This is a genomic window from Neisseria yangbaofengii, from assembly GCF_014898075.1.
Lineage (GTDB): Bacteria > Pseudomonadota > Gammaproteobacteria > Burkholderiales > Neisseriaceae > Neisseria > Neisseria yangbaofengii.
On the sequence record NZ_CP062976.1, the window covers coordinates 480,864 to 500,174 of the forward strand.

Annotated in this window: 12 protein-coding genes, 3 pseudogenes and 2 CRISPR repeat arrays; of the genes and pseudogenes, 12 read left to right on the top strand and 3 right to left on the bottom strand. The window is 49.1% G+C overall.

The window, feature by feature from the left end; all coding sequences use genetic code 11:
* The first annotated feature begins 21 nt into the window (after positions 1-21).
* The 12 genes and pseudogenes from dacB to cas2 all read left to right on the top strand — a co-directional run bounded on the left by dacB (position 22) and on the right by cas2 (position 14,645).
* Complete coding sequence (gene dacB, locus H4O27_RS02455; protein WP_165009788.1) at positions 22-1,434, top strand: D-alanyl-D-alanine carboxypeptidase/D-alanyl-D-alanine endopeptidase; 1,413 nt, start codon at positions 22-24, stop codon at positions 1,432-1,434.
* A gap of 468 nt (positions 1,435-1,902) precedes the next feature.
* Positions 1,903-3,420 (top strand): sodium/proline symporter PutP, encoded by a 1,518-nt coding sequence (putP, locus tag H4O27_RS02460; RefSeq protein WP_165009786.1) that lies wholly within the window; start codon positions 1,903-1,905, stop codon positions 3,418-3,420.
* Positions 3,421-3,776: 356 nt separating this feature from the next.
* On the top strand, positions 3,777-6,059 hold the full coding sequence (gene cas3 / locus H4O27_RS02465) for a CRISPR-associated helicase Cas3' (protein WP_165009784.1): 2,283 nt from the start codon (positions 3,777-3,779) through the stop codon (positions 6,057-6,059).
* An 83-nt stretch (positions 6,060-6,142) separates the two neighbouring features.
* Positions 6,143-6,652: a hypothetical protein gene (locus H4O27_RS02470; RefSeq protein ID WP_165009782.1), complete on the top strand. Its 510-nt coding sequence runs from the start codon at positions 6,143-6,145 to the stop codon at positions 6,650-6,652.
* The gene (locus H4O27_RS02475) at positions 6,645-7,733 is read left to right on the top strand and encodes a ComEC/Rec2 family competence protein (RefSeq protein WP_165009780.1); all 1,089 of its coding nucleotides are present in this window, start codon (positions 6,645-6,647) and stop codon (positions 7,731-7,733) included. The genes H4O27_RS02470 and H4O27_RS02475 overlap by 8 nt, the downstream gene beginning before the upstream one ends.
* A gap of 163 nt (positions 7,734-7,896) precedes the next feature.
* Complete coding sequence (gene cas5c / locus H4O27_RS02480) at positions 7,897-8,571, top strand: type I-C CRISPR-associated protein Cas5c (protein ID WP_165009778.1); 675 nt, start codon at positions 7,897-7,899, stop codon at positions 8,569-8,571.
* Positions 8,568-10,484 carry a type I-C CRISPR-associated protein Cas8c/Csd1 gene (gene cas8c, locus H4O27_RS02485; RefSeq protein ID WP_165009776.1) on the top strand — a complete coding sequence of 639 codons (1,917 nt, stop codon included), beginning with the start codon at positions 8,568-8,570 and terminating at the stop codon, positions 10,482-10,484. The genes cas5c and cas8c overlap by 4 nt, the downstream gene beginning before the upstream one ends.
* Positions 10,485-10,486: 2 nt before the next feature.
* Positions 10,487-11,350, top strand: coding sequence for a type I-C CRISPR-associated protein Cas7/Csd2 (gene cas7c / locus H4O27_RS02490; protein ID WP_165009775.1), 864 nt, complete (start codon positions 10,487-10,489; stop codon positions 11,348-11,350).
* A gap of 59 nt (positions 11,351-11,409) precedes the next feature.
* Positions 11,410-12,016, top strand: a pseudogene (gene cas4 / locus H4O27_RS02495) (CRISPR-associated protein Cas4).
* A gap of 45 nt (positions 12,017-12,061) precedes the next feature.
* Positions 12,062-13,210 (top strand): PIN domain-containing protein, encoded by a 1,149-nt coding sequence (locus H4O27_RS02500; RefSeq protein ID WP_165009773.1) that lies wholly within the window; start codon positions 12,062-12,064, stop codon positions 13,208-13,210.
* Between the two features lie 64 nt (positions 13,211-13,274).
* Positions 13,275-14,288 carry a type I-C CRISPR-associated endonuclease Cas1c gene (gene cas1c, locus H4O27_RS02505; RefSeq protein WP_165009771.1) on the top strand — a complete coding sequence of 338 codons (1,014 nt, stop codon included), beginning with the start codon at positions 13,275-13,277 and terminating at the stop codon, positions 14,286-14,288.
* Positions 14,289-14,351: 63 nt separating this feature from the next.
* Positions 14,352-14,645, top strand: a complete 294-nt coding sequence (gene cas2, locus H4O27_RS02510; RefSeq protein ID WP_123804956.1) for a CRISPR-associated endonuclease Cas2 — start codon at positions 14,352-14,354, stop codon at positions 14,643-14,645.
* Positions 14,646-14,835: 190 nt separating this feature from the next.
* Positions 14,836-17,273: direct repeats of the CRISPR family, unit length 32 nt; unit sequence TCAGCCGCCTTCGGGCGGCTGTGTGTTGAAAC.
* Between the two features lie 80 nt (positions 17,274-17,353).
* Positions 17,354-18,050: a CRISPR direct-repeat array (repeat unit 32 nt; unit sequence TCAGCCGCCTTCGGGCGGCTGTGTGTTGAAAC).
* A 24-nt stretch (positions 18,051-18,074) separates the two neighbouring features.
* Here the strand turns inward: cas2 and H4O27_RS13535 are convergent.
* From H4O27_RS13535 to H4O27_RS02525, 3 genes and pseudogenes are all read right to left on the bottom strand, one after another.
* Positions 18,075-18,542 (bottom strand): annotated as a pseudogene (locus H4O27_RS13535) (transposase); the annotation flags it as partial.
* Positions 18,543-18,592: 50 nt separating this feature from the next.
* Positions 18,593-18,823 (bottom strand): annotated as a pseudogene (locus tag H4O27_RS13540) (IS630 transposase-related protein); the annotation flags it as partial.
* Between the two features lie 244 nt (positions 18,824-19,067).
* Positions 19,068-19,259, bottom strand: a complete 192-nt coding sequence (locus H4O27_RS02525) for a hypothetical protein (RefSeq protein WP_165008534.1) — start codon at positions 19,257-19,259, stop codon at positions 19,068-19,070.
* Between the last annotated feature and the right edge of the window lie 52 nt (positions 19,260-19,311).

Consider the following 19,311-nt stretch of genomic DNA (forward strand, 5'->3'; position numbering starts at 1 on the left):
CACTATTTTTAAAGCCTTTTCATGAAATTCCCCCAATCTCTCGCCATATTTATGCTCGCCACCTTTTCTTTACCCGTGATGGCCTTAAACTTCGGCAAAATCCGCTCCGATGAAATTTCGGTGTATGTGCAGGATTTGGACACGGGCAAAGTGCAGATTGACCACCGTTCGGGCGTGCCGGTGAATCCGGCTTCCACCATGAAGCTGGTAACCGCGTTTGCCGCGTTTCAAGCCTTGGGCAAGGATTACCGCTGGACGACCAACTTCAAGAGTGTGGCGCCTATTGTTGGTGACACACTCGACGGCGATATTTATTGGGAAGGCAGCGGCGATCCGGTGCTTGATCAAGACGGCTTGATTGCCTTACAGCAGCAATTGCGCGATCGCGGCATCCGCAATATTGCCGGAAAATTAGTGCTTGACCGCAGCCTGTGGGGCGACATCAAAAACAGTAAGGAGTTTGCTGCCGACGAAGCTGAAATCTATATGACACCGCCCGATCCCAACCGCTTGGCGTATAAAGTAGTGGGAGTGAAGGGCGAGCGCAACCCTTTGGGCGATATTGTGTGGACAACCAATCCGCCGCTGCCCGGCATAAAGCTCGACAATCAAACCACCATTATCCCTTCTGCCGTCGAGTGCAAATCCATCAGCCGCTATATGAGCGGCCGCTACAGCGGCGGCGCGTTGATTATCAGCGGCAATGTGCCGGAAACCTGCTTGAGCGAGACTTTGTATGTGAATATGCTCACGTCGCAAGATTTTGCCCGCCGCAGTTTCATCAATCAATGGCGCGCTGCCGGCGGCACGATTTCAGACGGCCTGAAAATCGCCGACACGCCGTCTGAAGCCAAGACTTTAGCCAGCTTGCAATCCAAACCTTTAAGCGGGATTTTGGCGGATATGAATAAGTTTTCCAATAATCTGATTGCGCGTTCGGTGTTTTTAAAACTGGGACAGGACAAGGATTTACAAGAAGCCTTACACCGAGCCGATTCGGTGGTGAAACTGGAATTGGGCATGGCCGGTGTGGATACCACCAATTTGGTGTTGGAAAACGGTTCGGGCTTGTCACGCAAAGAACGGGTTACGGCGAAAATGATGGGGCAGTTATTGGAACAAGCCTATTTCAGCCGCTATAAAGACGAGTTTATCAACACCTTGCCGATTGCCGGTGTGGATGGCACGCTGAAAACGCGTTTGAAACAAGCCGGCGACAACCTGCGCTTGAAAACCGGCACGCTCAAAAACGTGCGCGCGCTGGCAGGCTATTGGCTGGGCGAACAGCCCAGAGTCGTGGTGGTCATGATCAACAGCCCGAATTCGGATGCTTATTTGAAAGATATGGATAGGTTGGTGTCGGAAATTGTCTTACCCGGCGGCAAAAGCTGGGTCGCATTGGACAAGACTTGCGAAGCTCGGCAAGATGTTTGATTGGTTTGAACACGTGATTAGACAGGCCGTCTGAAACCATTTTGTTTCAGACGGCCTTTGATTGATATAAAAGCTCCAATTAAAGATTGCTTCTATTGTTCAATTACTTTTTATTTCAAATAATTAGGTGAAAATAAGGAAGATAGTTTCATATTGAAAATAAAAACAAAACCGGCTAATTTTTCATTAACTGTATGTTTTATTTATAAAAACAGATAAATTTTATTCGATTATCAAAAAAAATCATGGCTTGTCGCTTTGCAAGGCGCGGGAATTGCGGTATGCTGAAACCGAATATTTACAAATCTTGATATAATTTAAATATATCTAATTGTAAATGAAACAGATTTGTCTTGATGCGTATGAAAATCGCATAAAGACAAGTTGTTGTTTTCTTAACAGAAGAAAAAATCTCAGATCTGAATCTGCTTATCAAAAGTAAGTTTACTAAAAATGAGGAGCGATAACATGAATCCCATGTATATCACGTTTGGTTTATACCTTGTGGCGGTGCTGCTGATTGGCTTGGCCGCTTATTTTTCTACCCGCAACTTCGATGACTATATTCTCGGAGGCCGAAGCTTGGGCCCTTATGTGACGGCGATGTCGGCCGGTGCATCCGATATGTCGGGTTGGCTGCTGATGGGTTTGCCGGGCGCCATTTACGCGGTCGGTTTGAGCGAGGCTTGGATTGCCATCGGCCTGACCATCGGCGCATGGCTGAACTGGCTGTTTGTGTCCGGCCGTTTGCGCATACACACTGAATATGCCAATAACGCCTTGACTCTGCCTGATTATTTTTTCCACCGCTTCGGCGCCAAAGGCCAGGCGATGAAAGTGATTTCCGCGATTATTATTCTGTTTTTCTTCACCATTTACTGCGCATCGGGCGTGGTGGCCGGTGCGCGTTTGTTCCAAAGCCTGTTTGAAGGCATGAGCTACGAAACCGCCATTTGGCTGGGTGCGGGTGCGACCATTGCCTACACCTTTATCGGCGGCTTTTTGGCGGTAAGCTGGACGGATACCGTACAAGCAACCCTGATGCTGTTTGCCCTGATTCTGACTCCGGTGATGGTGTATTTGAGCTTGGGCGGTGCGGAAGAAATGAGCGCGGCAGTGCAAGCCGTAGCCGCGACCACCGGCCAAGAATACGGCAGCCTGTTTGCCGGAACCACCTTCTTGGGCATTGTTTCCACCGCCGCATGGGGCTTGGGCTACTTCGGCCAACCGCACATTTTGGCGCGCTTTATGGCGGCTGAAAATGTGAAATCCCTTACCAGTGCCCGCCGCATCGGCATGACATGGATGATTATCTGTCTTGGCGGTGCCGTTGCCGTCGGCTATTTCGGTATTGCCTATTTCGGCGGTCATTCTGAACAAGTGGCCGCGATGGAAGGCAACAACGAACGCGTATTCATCGCCTTGGCAACATTACTCTTCAACCCATGGATTGCCGGCGTGATTTTGAGCGCGATTTTGGCGGCGGTAATGTCCACCTTGTCATGCCAATTGCTGGTGTGCTCAAGCGCGATTACCGAAGACTTCTACAAAGGCTTCCTGCGCCCTGGTGCCGAACAAAAAGAATTGGTATGGGTCGGCCGCATCATGGTATTGGCCGTGGCTGTGATTGCCATTCTGATTGCCGGTAATCCGGACAGCAAAGTCTTGGGTTTGGTATCTTACGCATGGGCAGGCTTCGGTGCCGCGTTTGGTCCGGTGGTGATCTTATCGGTATTCTGGAAACGCATGACTGCCAACGGCGCATTATGGGGCATGATTGCCGGTGCCGTTGTGGTGGTATTATGGGCTGAATTCGCCAATCCGGCACTCAAAGCCGCCGGTTTGCCGACCATGTACGAAATTGTTCCCGGCTTTATTGTTTGCTGGCTGGTGACCTACATCGTGTCACTGATGGACAAAGAGCCTAGCCGAGAAATCATTGAAAAATTCGAAAAAGCTGATGCCGATTACCATGCAGCAAACTGATTGGGATAAGTGAAAAAGGCCGTCTGAAAAGAGATTTTCAGACGGCCTTTTGTCCATATTTTAAATTTTATTGATTTGTTATATTTGTGATGAGAATTACTTAATAAACAGTTACAATCATTTGGCATGTTGAAGATTTTAATATTCAAGAGGAAGAAAGGGAGCAGGCAACCGCGCATCTGCGTGAATTTGATATGACCGCGCGATCAGTTGAAACACATTTCCTATGCGTTGCTTCGCCATGGTGCAGGGCTGATTGACTGTTTGAGTCCTGAAAGCGAGGCTGTTTGAGTGAAGCGTGTGCCATTGAATTTCAATACTTTTCGGTTAATTTTTTATTAAATGTGGAGTTTAAAATGGTGCAAATCTGTAATGGCAAAACGATCTATCACGCCCATTCGGCTGAAAATCTTCCCGAATCTCAATGGCAAACCTTAAGCGGCCATCTTTCCCAAGTCGGCGAGATGGCGGCGGGGTTTGCCGGTTTTTTTGGTGCGGGGGAAATCGCCCGATATACCGGGCAGCTGCACGATTTGGGCAAATATACGGAAGCGTTCGATAAACGGTTGCACGGTGGCCCTTCTGTTGATCACGCTACGGCGGGAGCCAAAATTGCGGCCGATCGCTGGGGCGCAGCAGGCAAGCTGATGGCTTTCTGTATTGCCGGCCACCATGCCGGTTTAGCCAACGGCGATGGCGAGGGTGATAACCGCCGCACCTTGGCGCAACGCCTTGCCTTGGCTTTCGGCAAAGACATTCCCGATCTTGATCCCGTTTGGCAACAGGAAATCGCTCTGCCGGAAAAGCTGCCCGCACCACCCTTGAAGGCCGATGCCCATCACAAATCGTTTTCCTATGCCTTCTTTACCCGCATGCTGTATTCCTGCCTGGTAGATGCCGATTTTCTCGATACCGAAGCCTTTTATGCTTCTGCTGAAAACAAAGCCATACAACGCGGCGGCCATCCCGATTTAAACGCCTTACAACAGCGCTTCAACGCCTTTATTGAATCTTTCAGACGGCCTGCCGAGCAGGCTCCGGCGACCCAAGCCGAACAACGCCGCGCCGCGCTTAACCGTCTGCGCAGCCACATTCTCGACCATGCCGTCGCCCAAGCGGGTGAGCAGCCTGGTCTGTTTACCCTTACTGTGCCCACCGGCGGCGGTAAAACCTTCACCTCGATGGCGTTTGCCTTGGAACACGCCAGACGCCACGGTATGCGCCGCGTGATTTACGTCATTCCCTTTACCAGCATCATCGAGCAAAACGCCGCCGAATTCCGCAAAGCCTTCGGCGATTTGGGTGAAGCCGCCGTATTGGAACACCACAGCACCTTCGACGACAGCAAGCTCAAAGACCGGCACAGCAAAGACAAGCTGCGCCAAGCCTCCGAAAACTGGGATATGCCCGTGGTGGTAACCACCGCCGTGCAGTTTTTCGAATCGCTGTTTGCCGACCGCTCCTCGCGCTGCCGCAAGCTGCACAATATCGCCGGCAGCGTGATTATTCTCGATGAAGCGCAAATGCTGCCGCTCAACCTGCTGCTGCCCGTGATGCAGGCCATCAAAGAGCTGGCGCGAAACTACCGTTGCAGCGTGGTGATGTGCACCGCCACCCAGCCCGCCGTGCAGGCCGAACACGGTTTTTACCGCGGCTTTGAAAACGTACGCGAAATTGCCCCGAATCCGACCGCACTTTTCGAACAACTGCGCCGAACCACCGTACAACATATCGGCCAGCAAACCGATGCCGACCTATTGGAAAAGCTCGGGCAACACCGGCAAATACTCATCATCGTCAACAACCGCCGCCACGCCCGCAGCCTGTATGACAGCGCCAAACAGTTTGACGGCGTGTTCCACCTTACCACCCTGATGTGCGCCAAACACCGCAGCCAAATGCTGGAAACCATCCGAGGCCGTCTGAAAAACGGCGAATCCTGCCGCGTGATTGCCACTTCTTTAATCGAAGCAGGCGTAGATGTCGATTTCCCGCTGGTGATGCGCGCCGAAGCAGGGCTGGATTCCGTCGCCCAAGCCGCCGGACGCTGCAACCGTGAAGGCAAAAGGCTGCCTGAAGAGAGCTTTGTCTGGATATTCCAGCCCGAAGCGCAATGGAAAGCCCCCGCTGAACTCGGACTGCTCTCCGGCGTGATGCGCTCTGTAGTGCGGCAGCATGCTAGCGATTTACTGTCTGTGGAGGCTATTACTGATTACTTTAGCGAGGTCTACCAGCTCAAAGGTGCCGAGCTGGACTGGCGCCAAATCCTCGCCATGCACCACAACGCAGGCAGCAGCCTCAACTTTCCCTTTCAAACCATCGCGGCAAAGTTCCGCATGATCGAAACCCATATGCAGCCGCTCATCATCCCGTTCGACGATGAAGCAGAACGTCTGATCGACAGCCTACGCCACGCCGACCAAATCGGCAGCCTGTTGCGCAAACTCCAGCCCTACACCGTGCAAATCCCCGAAAGCGCGTTAAATGCCTTGCTGAAAGCCGGACGCATCGAAGCCATCAACGAACACACTTTCGGCAAGCAGTTTTACAGCCTGATTGGGTTGGATTTGTATGATGAAGTGGCGGGGTTGAGTTGGGAGGATGAAGGGTTTTTAAAGGCGGAGAGATTGATTTTATAATTTAACTTCTTTATAAGTTTATTTTTTATAAAGATCGGAGTAGTATATGAGTCATAACAGTTTTTATGAGGAATATCTATACGATGAGTAGCGACGTCAATCCATTTCAATGGACGCCCAAAAAGTACTTGATAAGTGTAACAATCTACTTGGTGATATGGTTACTTGTGCTTTCAGGCTGTCTTTTCTATTTGAAATTTGGTAATCAACTGGATTTTTTTAATAATTTTGAAACATTATTGGGTTGTATTTTAATTGGAGGTATAGGAGGAAATGTTTATTGTTTAAGAGCGATTTATTTGCAAGCTTGCGCTAAAAAAGAATGGGATGAAAATTGGATTGTTTGGTATTTGTTACGGCCACTACTAAGTATAGTTGTTGGAGGGATTAGTTATCTTTTTATAAAAGCGGGATTAGTACTATTCAACTCTTCAGGACAATCTGAAATCAACCAATTAAGCATTTGGTCTTTGGCTTTTTTAAGCGGACTGAATGTTGATAACTTTATAAAGAAAATAGAAAGCATTGGTGAAACAGTTTGGGGGATTTCTCCTTCAAGAGTTTCCAATAAAAAAGGAGCGCCAAATGAATGATTTTTTTGAAATAGATTTTTTAGATGTTGAAGCTGCAAAAAGTGGGGATGCTATTACTATTCGTTATTGTAAGAATGGAGTGCAGTCTATACATGTTGTAGATGGTGGATTTAAAGGTCCTGAAGATGGGGAAGGTACAGGAGATAAGGTCATTCAGCACATTAAGAAATACTACGGAACCAATAAAATTAATCGAGTAGTTGTAACACACCCTGATGGAGATCATGCTGGCGGTTTACGAAAGGTTCTAGAGAATTGCGAAGTTGATGAATTGTGGATGCTTAAGCCTTGGGATTATACTGATGAATTAATTGAACGATTTGCCAGATTACGCAGTGAAGAACGATTAGCTGATAAACTGAAAGAATGTTATCCAAATATAGCAGCATTAGAAGAAATTGCTAATCGTAGGGGGATTCCTATTAAAACGCCTTTTCAAGGTGCGAAAATTGGGGAGTTTACTGTTCTCGCTCCAACAAAGGACAGATACCTTGATTTAATTGAGCAATCCAAGAAAACTCCCGAAGTTAAATCTGCGCAAGAAAGTTTGGCTAGGTTGTCAGCAGTACTTGAATCTGTTAAGAATTTTGTCCGTGCAGCATGGGGAGATGAAAATCTCTCAAGCGAACCGACTAGTGCGGAAAATAACATGAGTATTGTTCAATATGCTGAATTAAATAATCAGAAGATTATGCTAACAGGAGATGCTGGACGTGAAGCATTAGAAGAAGCTAAAAATTATTTAGTTGATAATTTATATGTTTCTCTTCCCGGTATTGATTATTTTCAAGTTCCTCACCATGGTTCTCGAAGAAATATCTCTTCCGAATTACTTGATGAAATTTGTGGTTCTAAATTGCCTTTATGGGAAAAAGGGACAAAGAATTTTACTGCGGTAATTAGTTCGGCTAAAGAGGATAAAAATCATCCTCGGAAAGCTGTTGTAAGAGCCCTAATACATCGTGGAGCATCAGTGCTTACAACTGAAGGGGCAACTCTACGTTGTTCTAGAGCGGCCCCTGCTAGAGATGGATGGGTGTCTGCAACTCCAGAGAGCTACCCTGAAGATCAAGAAGACTGAAATAGCTTGAAAAGTGCGGTCAGTTTTTCCGTTATTTTTTAGTCGTCTGAAAACCTTTTCGCACTTAACCGTGCGTGGATTGAAACTAAAGAAGTTAAATTAATGAGCAGGTTCGCCTCCCTTCGGGGAGGTGTGGGTTAACAAAATCATAGGAGAACAAAAAATGAATCGGGTACGCCTACACATTTGGGGCGATTACGCCTGTTTTACCCGTCCGGAAATGAAGGTGGAGCGGGTGTCTTACGATGTCATCACGCCGTCGGCGGCACGCGGGGTGTTGGCGGCGGTGCATTGGAAGCCGGCTATCCGCTGGGTGATTGACCGCATTTATGTATTGAAGCCGATCCGTTTTGAATCGGTTCGGCGTAATGAATTGGGCGGCAAGATTTCGGAGAGCAAGGTCAGCGGGGCGATGCGGCGCAAGAGCGTGGAGGGTTTGTACACGCTGATTGACGACGACCGCCAACAGCGCGCGGCGACGGTGCTGAAAGATGTGGGTTATGTGATTGAAGCCCATGCGGTGCTGACGGCTAAAGCGGGCAGGGACGATACGATTACCAAGCATATCGAAATGTTTAAGCGGCGGGCGCTAAAGGGGCAGTGTTTCCAGCAGCCGTGCATGGGCGTGCGCGAGTTTCCGGCGCATTTTGCCTGGGTGGACGATAACGGCGTTTTCCCTGAATCATGCCTGTTTGAAAGCGAAGCCAACCGTGATTTAGGCTGGATGTTGCACGATATTGATTTCGACCATGGCAATCTGCCGAAATTTTTCCGTGCCGAAATGAAAAACGGGGTAATCGAAGTGCCGCCGTTTTACGCTGAGGAGGTGAAAGCATGATTTTGGCTTCACTGGCGTGTTATTACCGCCGCTTGGCAACGCAAAACGATGATTTCGGCAACCCGAAAGTGCCGCCTTACGGCTTTAGCGAGGAAAAAATCGGCTGGATTTTGGTGTTGGATAAAGAAGGCCGTCTGCAAGATGCGGTGCCGAATTTAACGGCGGATAAAAAGCCGCAGCCGAAACTGATGAGCGTGCCGCGCCCTGAAAAGCGCACGTCGGGCGTTAAGCCGAATTTTCTGTGGGACAAAACCGCTTATGCCTTGGGCGTGGAAGCCAATAAAGACAAGGCGCAGGCGAAAACAGAACCTGTGGTGCCGTCTGAAAAAAACTTCGAGGCGTTCCGGCAATATCATTTGGAGTTGTTGCAACACGAACAAGACGAAGGCTTGCAGGCGCTCTACCGCTTTTTGCAACACTGGCAGCCTGCGCAGTTTGCCGATTATCCGTGCCTGTCTGAAACGCCGGATGCCAATGTGGTGTTTGCTTTGGATAAGCCTTCTGCCCTGATTCACAAGCGCGAAGCGGCGCAAACATTGTGGGCAGGCCGTCTGAAAAGCGACGAGGCCGAGCAGGGCTTGTGTTTAATCAGCGGCGAAGAAGCGCCGATTGCGCGACTGCATCCGGCGATTAAAGGCGTGTTCGGCGGACAGAGTTCGGGCGGATCGATTATTTCGTTCAATAAAGAATCCTTTGCTTCGTTTGGCAAAGAGCAAGGGGCGAATGCGCCGGTATCGGAAGTGTCGGCTTTCGCCTATACCACCGCGCTGAACTATCTGCTGCGCCGCGAAAACGGCCATTGCCTCACCATCGGCGATGCCAGCACGGTGTTTTGGGCGGAAGCCGCCGACAGCGAAACCGCCGCCGCTGCCGAAGATTTCTTTGCCGACATCATGACCCCGCCCGATGACGAGCAGCAAAGCCAAAAAGTATTCGGTATTTTGGAGCAAATCGCCAAAGGCCGCCCCTTGCAGGAAATCGCGCCCGATCTGTCGCCCGATACCCGCTTTTATATCTTAGGCTTGGCACCGAATGCGGCGCGGATTTCCATCCGATTTTGGCTGGATACCACTTTTGGGCAATTGGCTGTCAATATGGCAAGGTATCGGCAGGATTTGAAAATCGAACCGCCCGCATGGCGCGGCAAAGACCCTTCTGTGTGGCGGATATTGTTGGAAACCACGCCCAAGCGGAAAGGTGCAGACGGCCGTCTGAAAAAGTCCGACAGCAAAGATATTCCGCCGCAATTGGCAGGCGAATATATGCGGTCGATTTTAACGGGTAGGCCATACCCTAAAACCATGCTGTCGCGAATGATTGGACGGATACGTTCAGACGGCCATATTACCGGACTTCGGGTTGCCGTTATTAAGGCAGTATTAAATCGTAACAATCTTCACACTCAGGAGATTTCTATGGAAGTGAATAGCCAAAAAGACAATATCAAATTACCCGTTGGGTTGAACAAAGATGAAACGGATATTCCGTATCGTTTGGGGCGTTTGTTTGCCGTTTTAGAAGTGGCACAGGCTTCTGCACTAGGAAATTTGAATGCAACGGTGCGGGATAAATTTTACGGCAGTGCTTCTACTTCGCCACAATATGTTTTCCCGCGTTTACTTGAAAACTATAACAACCATATCGCAGTGTTGCGTAAAGGAAGGGGCGCCGAATGGGTTAAAAACCCAAAATCAACGGCAAACTGGTTGGAGAGGGAAGTAGGAGAAATTTTGCAGGAGTTTTTTTCGGGCATGCCGTTTCCGCGCCATTTGTCGTTAGAAGAGCAGGGGCGTTTTGTAGTGGGCTATTACCATCAAAAATATACTAAACAGAAAGAAGCCCCAGAAGATATTGGTTCTGCATTAAATAATGAGAGCGATGCAGAAGAAATTGAAGAATCCCAAGGAGAATAAACATGTCCATCCAAAACCGCTATGAATTCGTTTACTTTTTCGACGTAACCAACGGCAATCCCAACGGTGACCCCGACGCCGGCAATATGCCGCGCCTTGATCCCGAATCCAGCAAAGGCTTGGTTACCGACGTGTGCCTGAAGCGCAAAATCCGCAATTTTGTCGAACTCGCCAGTGAAAATCAGCCGGGCTACGAAATCTACGTGAAAGACAAAGGCGTGCTGAACCTGCAAAACAAACGCGCCTATGAAGCCTTGGGTATCGAATCCGAAGCCAAAAAACTGCCCAAAGACGAAGCCAAAGCCCGCGACATCACCGCTTGGATGTGCAAAAACTTCTTCGATATCCGCACCTTCGGCGCCGTGATGACCACCGAAGTCAACAGCGGCCAAGTGCGCGGCCCCGTGCAACTGGCGTTCGCCCAATCCATCGACCCCATCGTACCGTTGGAAATCTCCATTACCCGAATGGCTGTAACCAATGAAAAAGACCTCGAAAAAGAGCGCACCATGGGGCGCAAATACATTGTTCCTTATGCGCTTTATAGAGTACATGGTTTTATTTCAGCTAATCTAGCTGCTAAAACTGGCTTCTCCGACAACGATTTAGCGAAATTATGGGAAGCTCTGCAACTGATGTTTGAGCACGACCGCTCCGCCGCCCGCGGCGAAATGGCGGCGCGCAAACTCATCGTATTCAAACACGACACCGCCCTCGGCAGCCTGCCAGCGCACAAATTGTTCGACGCCGTTAAAGTCGAGCGCGTGAGCGGCGAAAGCGGCACGCCTGCATCGGGTTTTGCCGATTATCAAATCCGTGTCGATTCAGACGGCCTCAACGGTGTGAGCGTGGAAGAATTGCTGTAATGCCCGATGTGCAAAATTTTGCAACAAACCCACCGCTTGCAGGCGCGGGGGGACGGGATTTGCCCACCGTTTCCCTTTCCGCCCTGCAACACTACGCTTTTCTGCCCGCGCCAATGCGCGTTGATTCACAACGAGCAGGCGTGGGCGGAGAACTATCTGACCGCGCAGGGGCGTTCGCTGCACGAGCGGGTGGATTCGGGCGAGCCGGAAACACGCAAGGGCGTGCGTTTCGAGCGCAGCGTGCATGTGTCGGCGCAGCGGCTGGGCATCAGCGGTATTGTCGATATGGTGGAACACGATATTCAGACAGGCCGTCTGAAACCGGTGGAATACAAACGCGGCAAGCCCAAACCCGAGCCGTTCGACGAAATCCAGCTTTGCGCACAGGCGCTGTGTTTGGAAGAGATGGCCGGACAAACCATCACCGAGGGCGCGCTGTGGTATATGCAAACCCGCCACCGCGTGCCGGTAGCGTTTTCAGACGGCCTTAGAACGCAAACGCTGACGGTTATCGCCCAAGTGCGCGAACTATTGGTAAGCGGGCAAACTCCACCGCCGGTGTACGGCAAACGCTGCAAAGCCTGCTCGTTGGCGGAAATCTGCCAGCCGAAGTTGTTGGAGAAGGATAGGTCGGTGGGGTATGTGGAGGGGTTGTTTGGGGAGTGAGTATTACTCATTGTATAACTTATTAAGTTTGAGCAGGAAACATATATGGTTAACGCTGATAAACACTATTCTGCATTAACAATTGATACTTCAATTTTTGAAAGAAATGGATTGAAGTTAAATAAAGGATTGTTAGCTCAATTGCATCAATTTAAAGATAACCCAATAAATTTAGTTTTAAGTGATATTGTGTATTTAGAACTTAAGTCTCATCTAAATAAAAAGGAGAAAGAGACAAAAAATAAAATTGACTCGGATTTAAATGATGCTTCTGATTATCTGAATTGTTGTATAGATGATATAAAGAGAATTAAGTCGTTAATTAAGATGGATTATGAGGCTGGGGCTATATCCAATTTAATATTGGAAGACTTCATAAAAAAAAGTGGGATTGAAATTATTAAAAGTGAGGAATATTGTGAGATAAAATCTTTGATAAATATGTATTTTCTACATCATGCACCTTTTAAAGAATCAGGTAATAAAAAGAATGAATTTCCAGATGCTATTGCCTTATTATCATTACAGTATTGGGCAGAATGTAATGATAAGAATTTATTAGCTGTTAGTGCTGACAATGACTGGAAAGATTTTTCAGAAGGTAAAGACAATATTGACGTTATTGATGACTTAGCAAAAGCAATGGATGTATTGAACAGGCAAAGTCAAGCCTTGGACTCTATTGTTCGTGAAATACAATCGGATTTGTTAGAAAATCAAAATAGTGAGATTTTTAAAAGAATATATTCTGTTATTGAAGATGATGTGAATATTTTTGAAATTGAGGCTGTATCAGCATATAACTACTATATTGATGATGAACAAGTAAATTTGATAGATGTCAATATTCTTAAGGAAAATGATGGGGAGGAATTTAAAATATATATTGTTGATATTAACTGTTATGAAATTATCATCAGTGTTGCATGTGAAGTTTTGTGTAATATTGAAGCAACTTTTAATTTTTCAGTCTGGGATTCAATTGATAAGGAATATGTATCATTGGGTATGACAACAAAAACGATAGAAACATCATATAAGACGGATGTTTTAGTTCATTTGCATGGAAACTTCTTAGATGGATTGCAAAATATGAATATTGATGAGATAGAAGTTATTGATTTCTTAGGCGTGGTTGATATAGGAGAAATTTCTCCTTTTAACAACGATGAAGATTACTTTACGAATTATTAGATGTAGATAACATGACTTTCAGGTAGTCAAAAAGTACGGTCAAAATCAAGGGAGTTTTTCAACCATGCGCAAGCTGCAAAACACGCTGTATATTACCACGCAGGGCAGTTATCTGCATAAGGAGCGGGAAACGTTGGTGGTGGAGCTGGAGCGCAAAAAGCTGGCGCAGTTGCCGGTGCATTCTATCGGGCATATTTTCTGTTTCGGCAATGTGCTGGTGTCGCCGTTTTTGATGGGGTTTTGTGGCGAAAACAATGTGAATCTGGCGTTTTTTACCGAAAACGGGCGTTTTTTGGGGCGGTTACAGGGGCGGCAGAGCGGCAATGTGTTGCTGCGGCGGGCGCAATATCGGCTGTCGGAGCACAATCCGGTGCCGATTGCACGGCATATTATTGCGGCGAAGATTCAGTCGGGCAAGCGGGTGTTGCAGCGGCGGTTGCGCAATCACGGCGAACAGGAGGAGGTGCAGGCGGCGGTGTCGGCGCTGAATTTCAGTTTGCAGCAGTTGAAGCGGGCGGAAAGTCTGGAGCTAATCCGCGGGATTGAGGGTGATGCGGCGGCGCGTTATTTCGGCGTGTTCCGCCATTTGCTGCGCGAAAACAGCGGTTTTGCTTTTGATGGTCGGAACCGCCGCCCGCCGCGCGACGGGGTGAATGCGCTGCTGTCGTTTGTGTACAGTATTTTGGGCAAGGATATCAGCGGTGCGCTGCAAGGCGTGGGTTTGGACCCGCAGGTGGGTTTTCTGCACGCCGACCGCCCGGGGCGCGACAGTTTGGCACAGGATATTCTGGAGGAATTCCGCGCGTGGTGGGCGGACAGGCTGGTGCTGTCGCTGATTAACCGCGGGCAGGTTAAGCCGCAGGATTTTGTTGCCGAGGCGGGCGGGGCGATGAATCTCAAGCCAGAGGCGCGTAAGTTGCTGTTTCAAACGTTGCAGGCGAAAAAGCAGGAAAAGATTGTGCATCCTTTTTTGCAGGAAGAGGTGGCCGTCGGCCTGCTGCCGCATATTCAGGCCATGCTGCTGGCGCGGCACCTGCGCGGCGATTTGGCGGAATATCCGCCGTTTTTGATGCGTTGATTTTTTCAGACAGGCATTCAGACGGCCTTAATGCCTGTCTGAAAATAAACAAGGGGAAATACTGTGCTGATGCTGATTACTTACGATATTGCTTTGGACGACCCGCAAGGCCAAGCGCGCCTGCGCCGTATCGCCAAACATTGCTTGGACTACGGCGTGCGCGTGCAATATTCGGTGTTTGAGTGCGATATTGCACCCGACCAATGGGTTGTTTTAAAAGAAAAATTGTTGAAAACCTATAACCCCGAAACCGACAGCCTACGCTTTTACCATTTGGGCAGCAAATGGCGGCGCAAGGTAGAACACCATGGCGCAAAAGCGGCGGTGGACGTGTTCCAAGATACGCTGATTGTGTGAATCGCTAACCTGCGGTGCTCATAAAAATGCGGGCAGGTTGGCGAAACAGGAAGGCTCTTTAACAATCAGGAACTTAGCAAAGCGTGTATGGCGGGAGAAGGCTGTGCTATACTCACTTTGCACCTCTTTCGGCGACTTTGGCGATTTAGGGCTGTAGAAGCATTGAGTGGTAAGGGTTTCCGAGGAGGCTTCAGCCGCCTTCGGGCGGCTGTGTGTTGAAACTTCCGCAGCCGCATGACAAGGTCAGGTTCGTGGTTCAGCCGCCTTCGGGCGGCTGTGTGTTGAAACTGTTACTTTGTGTGTCCCATTTTTGGGGGTAGGTGTCAGCCGCCTTCGGGCGGCTGTGTGTTGAAACTCACGAATGTCGTTGTCGCTGCCTTGTGCCCGCTCTCAGCCGCCTTCGGGCGGCTGTGTGTTGAAACTTGCCCAGTATTTGAAGGCCAAAGCCGCCAATGATCAGCCGCCTTCGGGCGGCTGTGTGTTGAAACACGGCCACGGTAGCAGAGACCAGCTATGCTTATATCAGCCGCCTTCGGGCGGCTGTGTGTTGAAACTAAAACCGTTGGCGATAGAGCTTACAGATACGCTCAGCCGCCTTCGGGCGGCTGTGTGTTGAAACTTCGTCTATCCATGCAATATCTGCCGTTGTGCAGTCAGCCGCCTTCGGGCGGCTGTGTGTTGAAACCTATTCAAAGATTTGACAACCTGCTTTTGGGTAGTCAGCCGCCTTCGGGCGGCTGTGTGTTGAAACTGCTGGTGCAGGAAGCCCGTCTGAAAGCCTTGTTTCAGCCGCCTTCGGGCGGCTGTGTGTTGAAACACGGAACTGCCTGTCTATCAGGAACATAAATCGAATCAGCCGCCTTCGGGCGGCTGTGTGTTGAAACACGGAACTGCCTGTCTATCAGGAACATAAATCGAATCAGCCGCCTTCGGGCGGCTGTGTGTTGAAACGTTTGTTACCAACCACCACACACGGCAGGGGATAATCAGCCGCCTTCGGGCGGCTGTGTGTTGAAACATTAATATATTAACGGAAGTATAAATAAAACAGTGTCAGCCGCCTTCGGGCGGCTGTGTGTTGAAACGGAACTGACTGAGCAACACTGCCTGCAAGTCTTCTTCAGCCGCCTTCGGGCGGCTGTGTGTTGAAACCCGAAGTAAACGACAAAATTATTCCGAACCTGCCCTCAGCCGCCTTCGGGCGGCTGTGTGTTGAAACGCCGTCTCGGTGCGGATATACACCGCCTTGCGTGTCAGCCGCCTTCGGGCGGCTGTGTGTTGAAACTTTAACAATTAGGAAAAACCCGCGTTACGTGGGCTCAGCCGCCTTCGGGCGGCTGTGTGTTGAAACGACGGCTACGGGTTCCCCGGGCGTAACCGCCCGTTTCAGCCGCCTTCGGGCGGCTGTGTGTTGAAACGATGTATACACATGCTCGGGTCGGTGCATAGACTGCATCAGCCGCCTTCGGGCGGCTGTGTGTTGAAACCGAGAACGCCGAGCGAAAAAGCGGAGATAAGCAATTCAGCCGCCTTCGGGCGGCTGTGTGTTGAAACATACGGTTCTCGAAAGTGTAGATACTATCCTCCTGCTCAGCCGCCTTCGGGCGGCTGTGTGTTGAAACTCTATGGACTTATCCAGCACTGCACTGTTCGGTATCAGCCGCCTTCGGGCGGCTGTGTGTTGAAACTCGGCGATGTGGTGCTGACCCGTGTCGGTACACTCAGCCGCCTTCGGGCGGCTGTGTGTTGAAACCAGTTGCCGTATTTGCTGTCGTAATCTTCCGGATTCAGCCGCCTTCGGGCGGCTGTGTGTTGAAACACTGCCTTAGAATATATGCTTACCCAACAGCATGCTGTCAGCCGCCTTCGGGCGGCTGTGTGTTGAAACAACCCATCAACAGTATCTGCGCAAAAGTGGTCTTCAGCCGCCTTCGGGCGGCTGTGTGTTGAAACTGTAGTGTTGACCGAGACGAGTGGGTACACCGCATCAGCCGCCTTCGGGCGGCTGTGTGTTGAAACACTTGTCAGACTGCCCTGCGGGTGTTCGGCGACCTCAGCCGCCTTCGGGCGGCTGTGTGTTGAAACAGGTTGGTTGCGAACGGATACAAGGCGGCCAGTTCATCAGCCGCCTTCGGGCGGCTGTGTGTTGAAACCGCATAATCATAGCCTAGCAGTCCGCATAAGCTGTCTCAGCCGCCTTCGGGCGGCTGTGTGTTGAAACTGCTTACCCAACATCCGCGCCTGATTGACAGCAACGTCAGCCGCCTTCGGGCGGCTGTGTGTTGAAACAATGGAGTATCCTGTAGCCTGTGTTGACTCTGACAATCAGCCGCCTTCGGGCGGCTGTGTGTTGAAACGGACATAGCGTTTACTGATTTGCAAATCGCAAACGATCAGCCGCCTTCGGGCGGCTGTGTGTTGAAACCAGGTCAACCAGAATGCCTGATGAATGCCAAAAATTCAGCCGCCTTCGGGCGGCTGTGTGTTGAAACAGATTTGAATCCTCGTCATTCAGATTTGAATCCTCTCAGCCGCCTTCGGGCGGCTGTGTGTTGAAACTCCATCAATCGATAACTGGCATACTTCTTGCCGCTTTCAGCCGCCTTCGGGCGGCTGTGTGTTGAAACAGCAAGTGTGTGATAATTTCGTAGGGTGTCGGCTGTGTGTTGAAACTACAACTGCCCGAAATAAGTTAAAAGATTACGGACTCAGCCGCCTTCGGGCGGCTGTGTGTTGAAACTTTACGGTACCCCTTGACGCTAGCCCACCCAAAATCAGCCGCCTTCGGGCGGCTGTGTGTTGAAACTCGAACTCAACGCCATAGAGTTTAGTCAGTAATTCAGCCGCCTTCGGGCGGCTGTGTGTTGAAACCTTTGCGGGAGGCTGTCTGAAAATACAGCCTTGTTCAGCCGCCTTCGGGCGGCTGTGTGTTGAAACGCAGGGTACGTTCTCTGTTGTTTGCACTGTCAAATCAGCCGCCTTCGGGCGGCTGTGTGTTGAAACTATGGGCTTTTGTCCTCCATTGCTTTCAAGAAGAGTCAGCCGCCTTCGGGCGGCTGTGTGTTGAAACAAGATGCCGAAGGCCGTATTTACGCGGCCATGCAGTCAGCCGCCTTCGGGCGGCTGTGTGTTGAAACACTTTTCTGATATTGCCTATTGTTGCAGCCATCTGTCAGCCGCCTTCGGGCGGCTGTGTGTTGAAACCACCGTTCGGATGGATAAACAGAAAAAGACCGCCGTCAGCCGCCTTCGGGCGGCTGTGTGTTGAAACACGGATAAAATGCCCATGGAACCCGAATGGATAAGCTCAGCCGCCTTTGGGCGGCTGTGTGTTGAAACCAGACATTGAATTCCGACACGATAAGCCACAATTTCAGCCGCCTTCGGGCGGCTGTGTGTTGAAACATTCTCCGAATAAAAGTATTATAGTTAATTAAAATAAAAACTACTCATTAATGCGGCCATAAAATTGCCTATTTCAGGCAGCACTTTTCGTAGATGCTTTTTAAGTAGATGCTTTTTAATGTTCGCCCATGCTTTTTCAATCGGATTAAGCTCTGGCGAATAAGGTGCAAGAGCTAAGATTTTATGCCCCTCTTTTTCTGAAATCTCTGCTAAAACAGACATCCGATGAAAGCGGGCATTATCCATCACGATAACAGATTGTTCAGTTAATTCAGGCAGCAATACGCCTTCAAACCATGCTTCAAATAAACGGCTATCCATCGTGCCTGAATAAATCATGGGTGTAATTAGATTACTTTGGTCTTTGATTTGAGCTGCAACCGGTGATGTGCGCCGGTATCGTTTACCACTGATTTGCGCTTTAACTGGAAGCCCTTTTGGTGAATAGGCATAAGGACGGTAGTAAAAAGTATCAAATCCTGTTTCATCAAGGAAAACAACTTGATAATCAGCATATTGATTTAATGCTTGTTGATAAGCGGCTACCTGTTCTGGTTTTTGTTCTTTGTAGCTCGTGGTCTTTTTTTACGCGTCATACCCAATACTTTGAACAAATAACAAATATTAGCCGGCGTACACCCAAAATGAGCTGCAATTTCATGCTGGTATGCACCAGGGTGTTCTTTAACATATTCTATGAGCAGGTTTTTATTGACTTTGGTTGCATTGCCACCTTTGACTTGATGTTCAAATGAACCGGTTTGCTCATAGCGTTTTCTCCAACTTCGACAGGTAAGAGTGCCTCATTGTATTGTCGAGATAACAGGCATCGCTTATATCAAGTCTGAGTGGGATATAAAATTCAGTAATCAGTAATCGGAGTTACCTTGCCGCACAATACATAAGAAAATCCTTTCCCCATCATGGAGGTACAGTTTAGGAAAATCGCTGCGTTCCCGTGCTTTCAGGTGTGATAATAGTGTGAAACATTTGTTTTTCAAATTGGCATTGAGCAATTTAATCCCTTTTTTTGGTGCGGTAATTTTTTCGTAAGTCGGGGAAAGTTGGCTGTTTTTTGATTTTGGATAAAGTCGAAGTGGAAATGCCGATGCGTTGGTTGAGTGTTTTCAGAATCAGACTGTTTCTTTGATGTAAGAATTTGAGTTTGTTGGATAAGGCATGGTGGTGGTCGAGAAATATTTTTAGCATTTAAGTTCATATATAGTGAATCAACCAAATTTTCTGTACAAACCGGTAAATC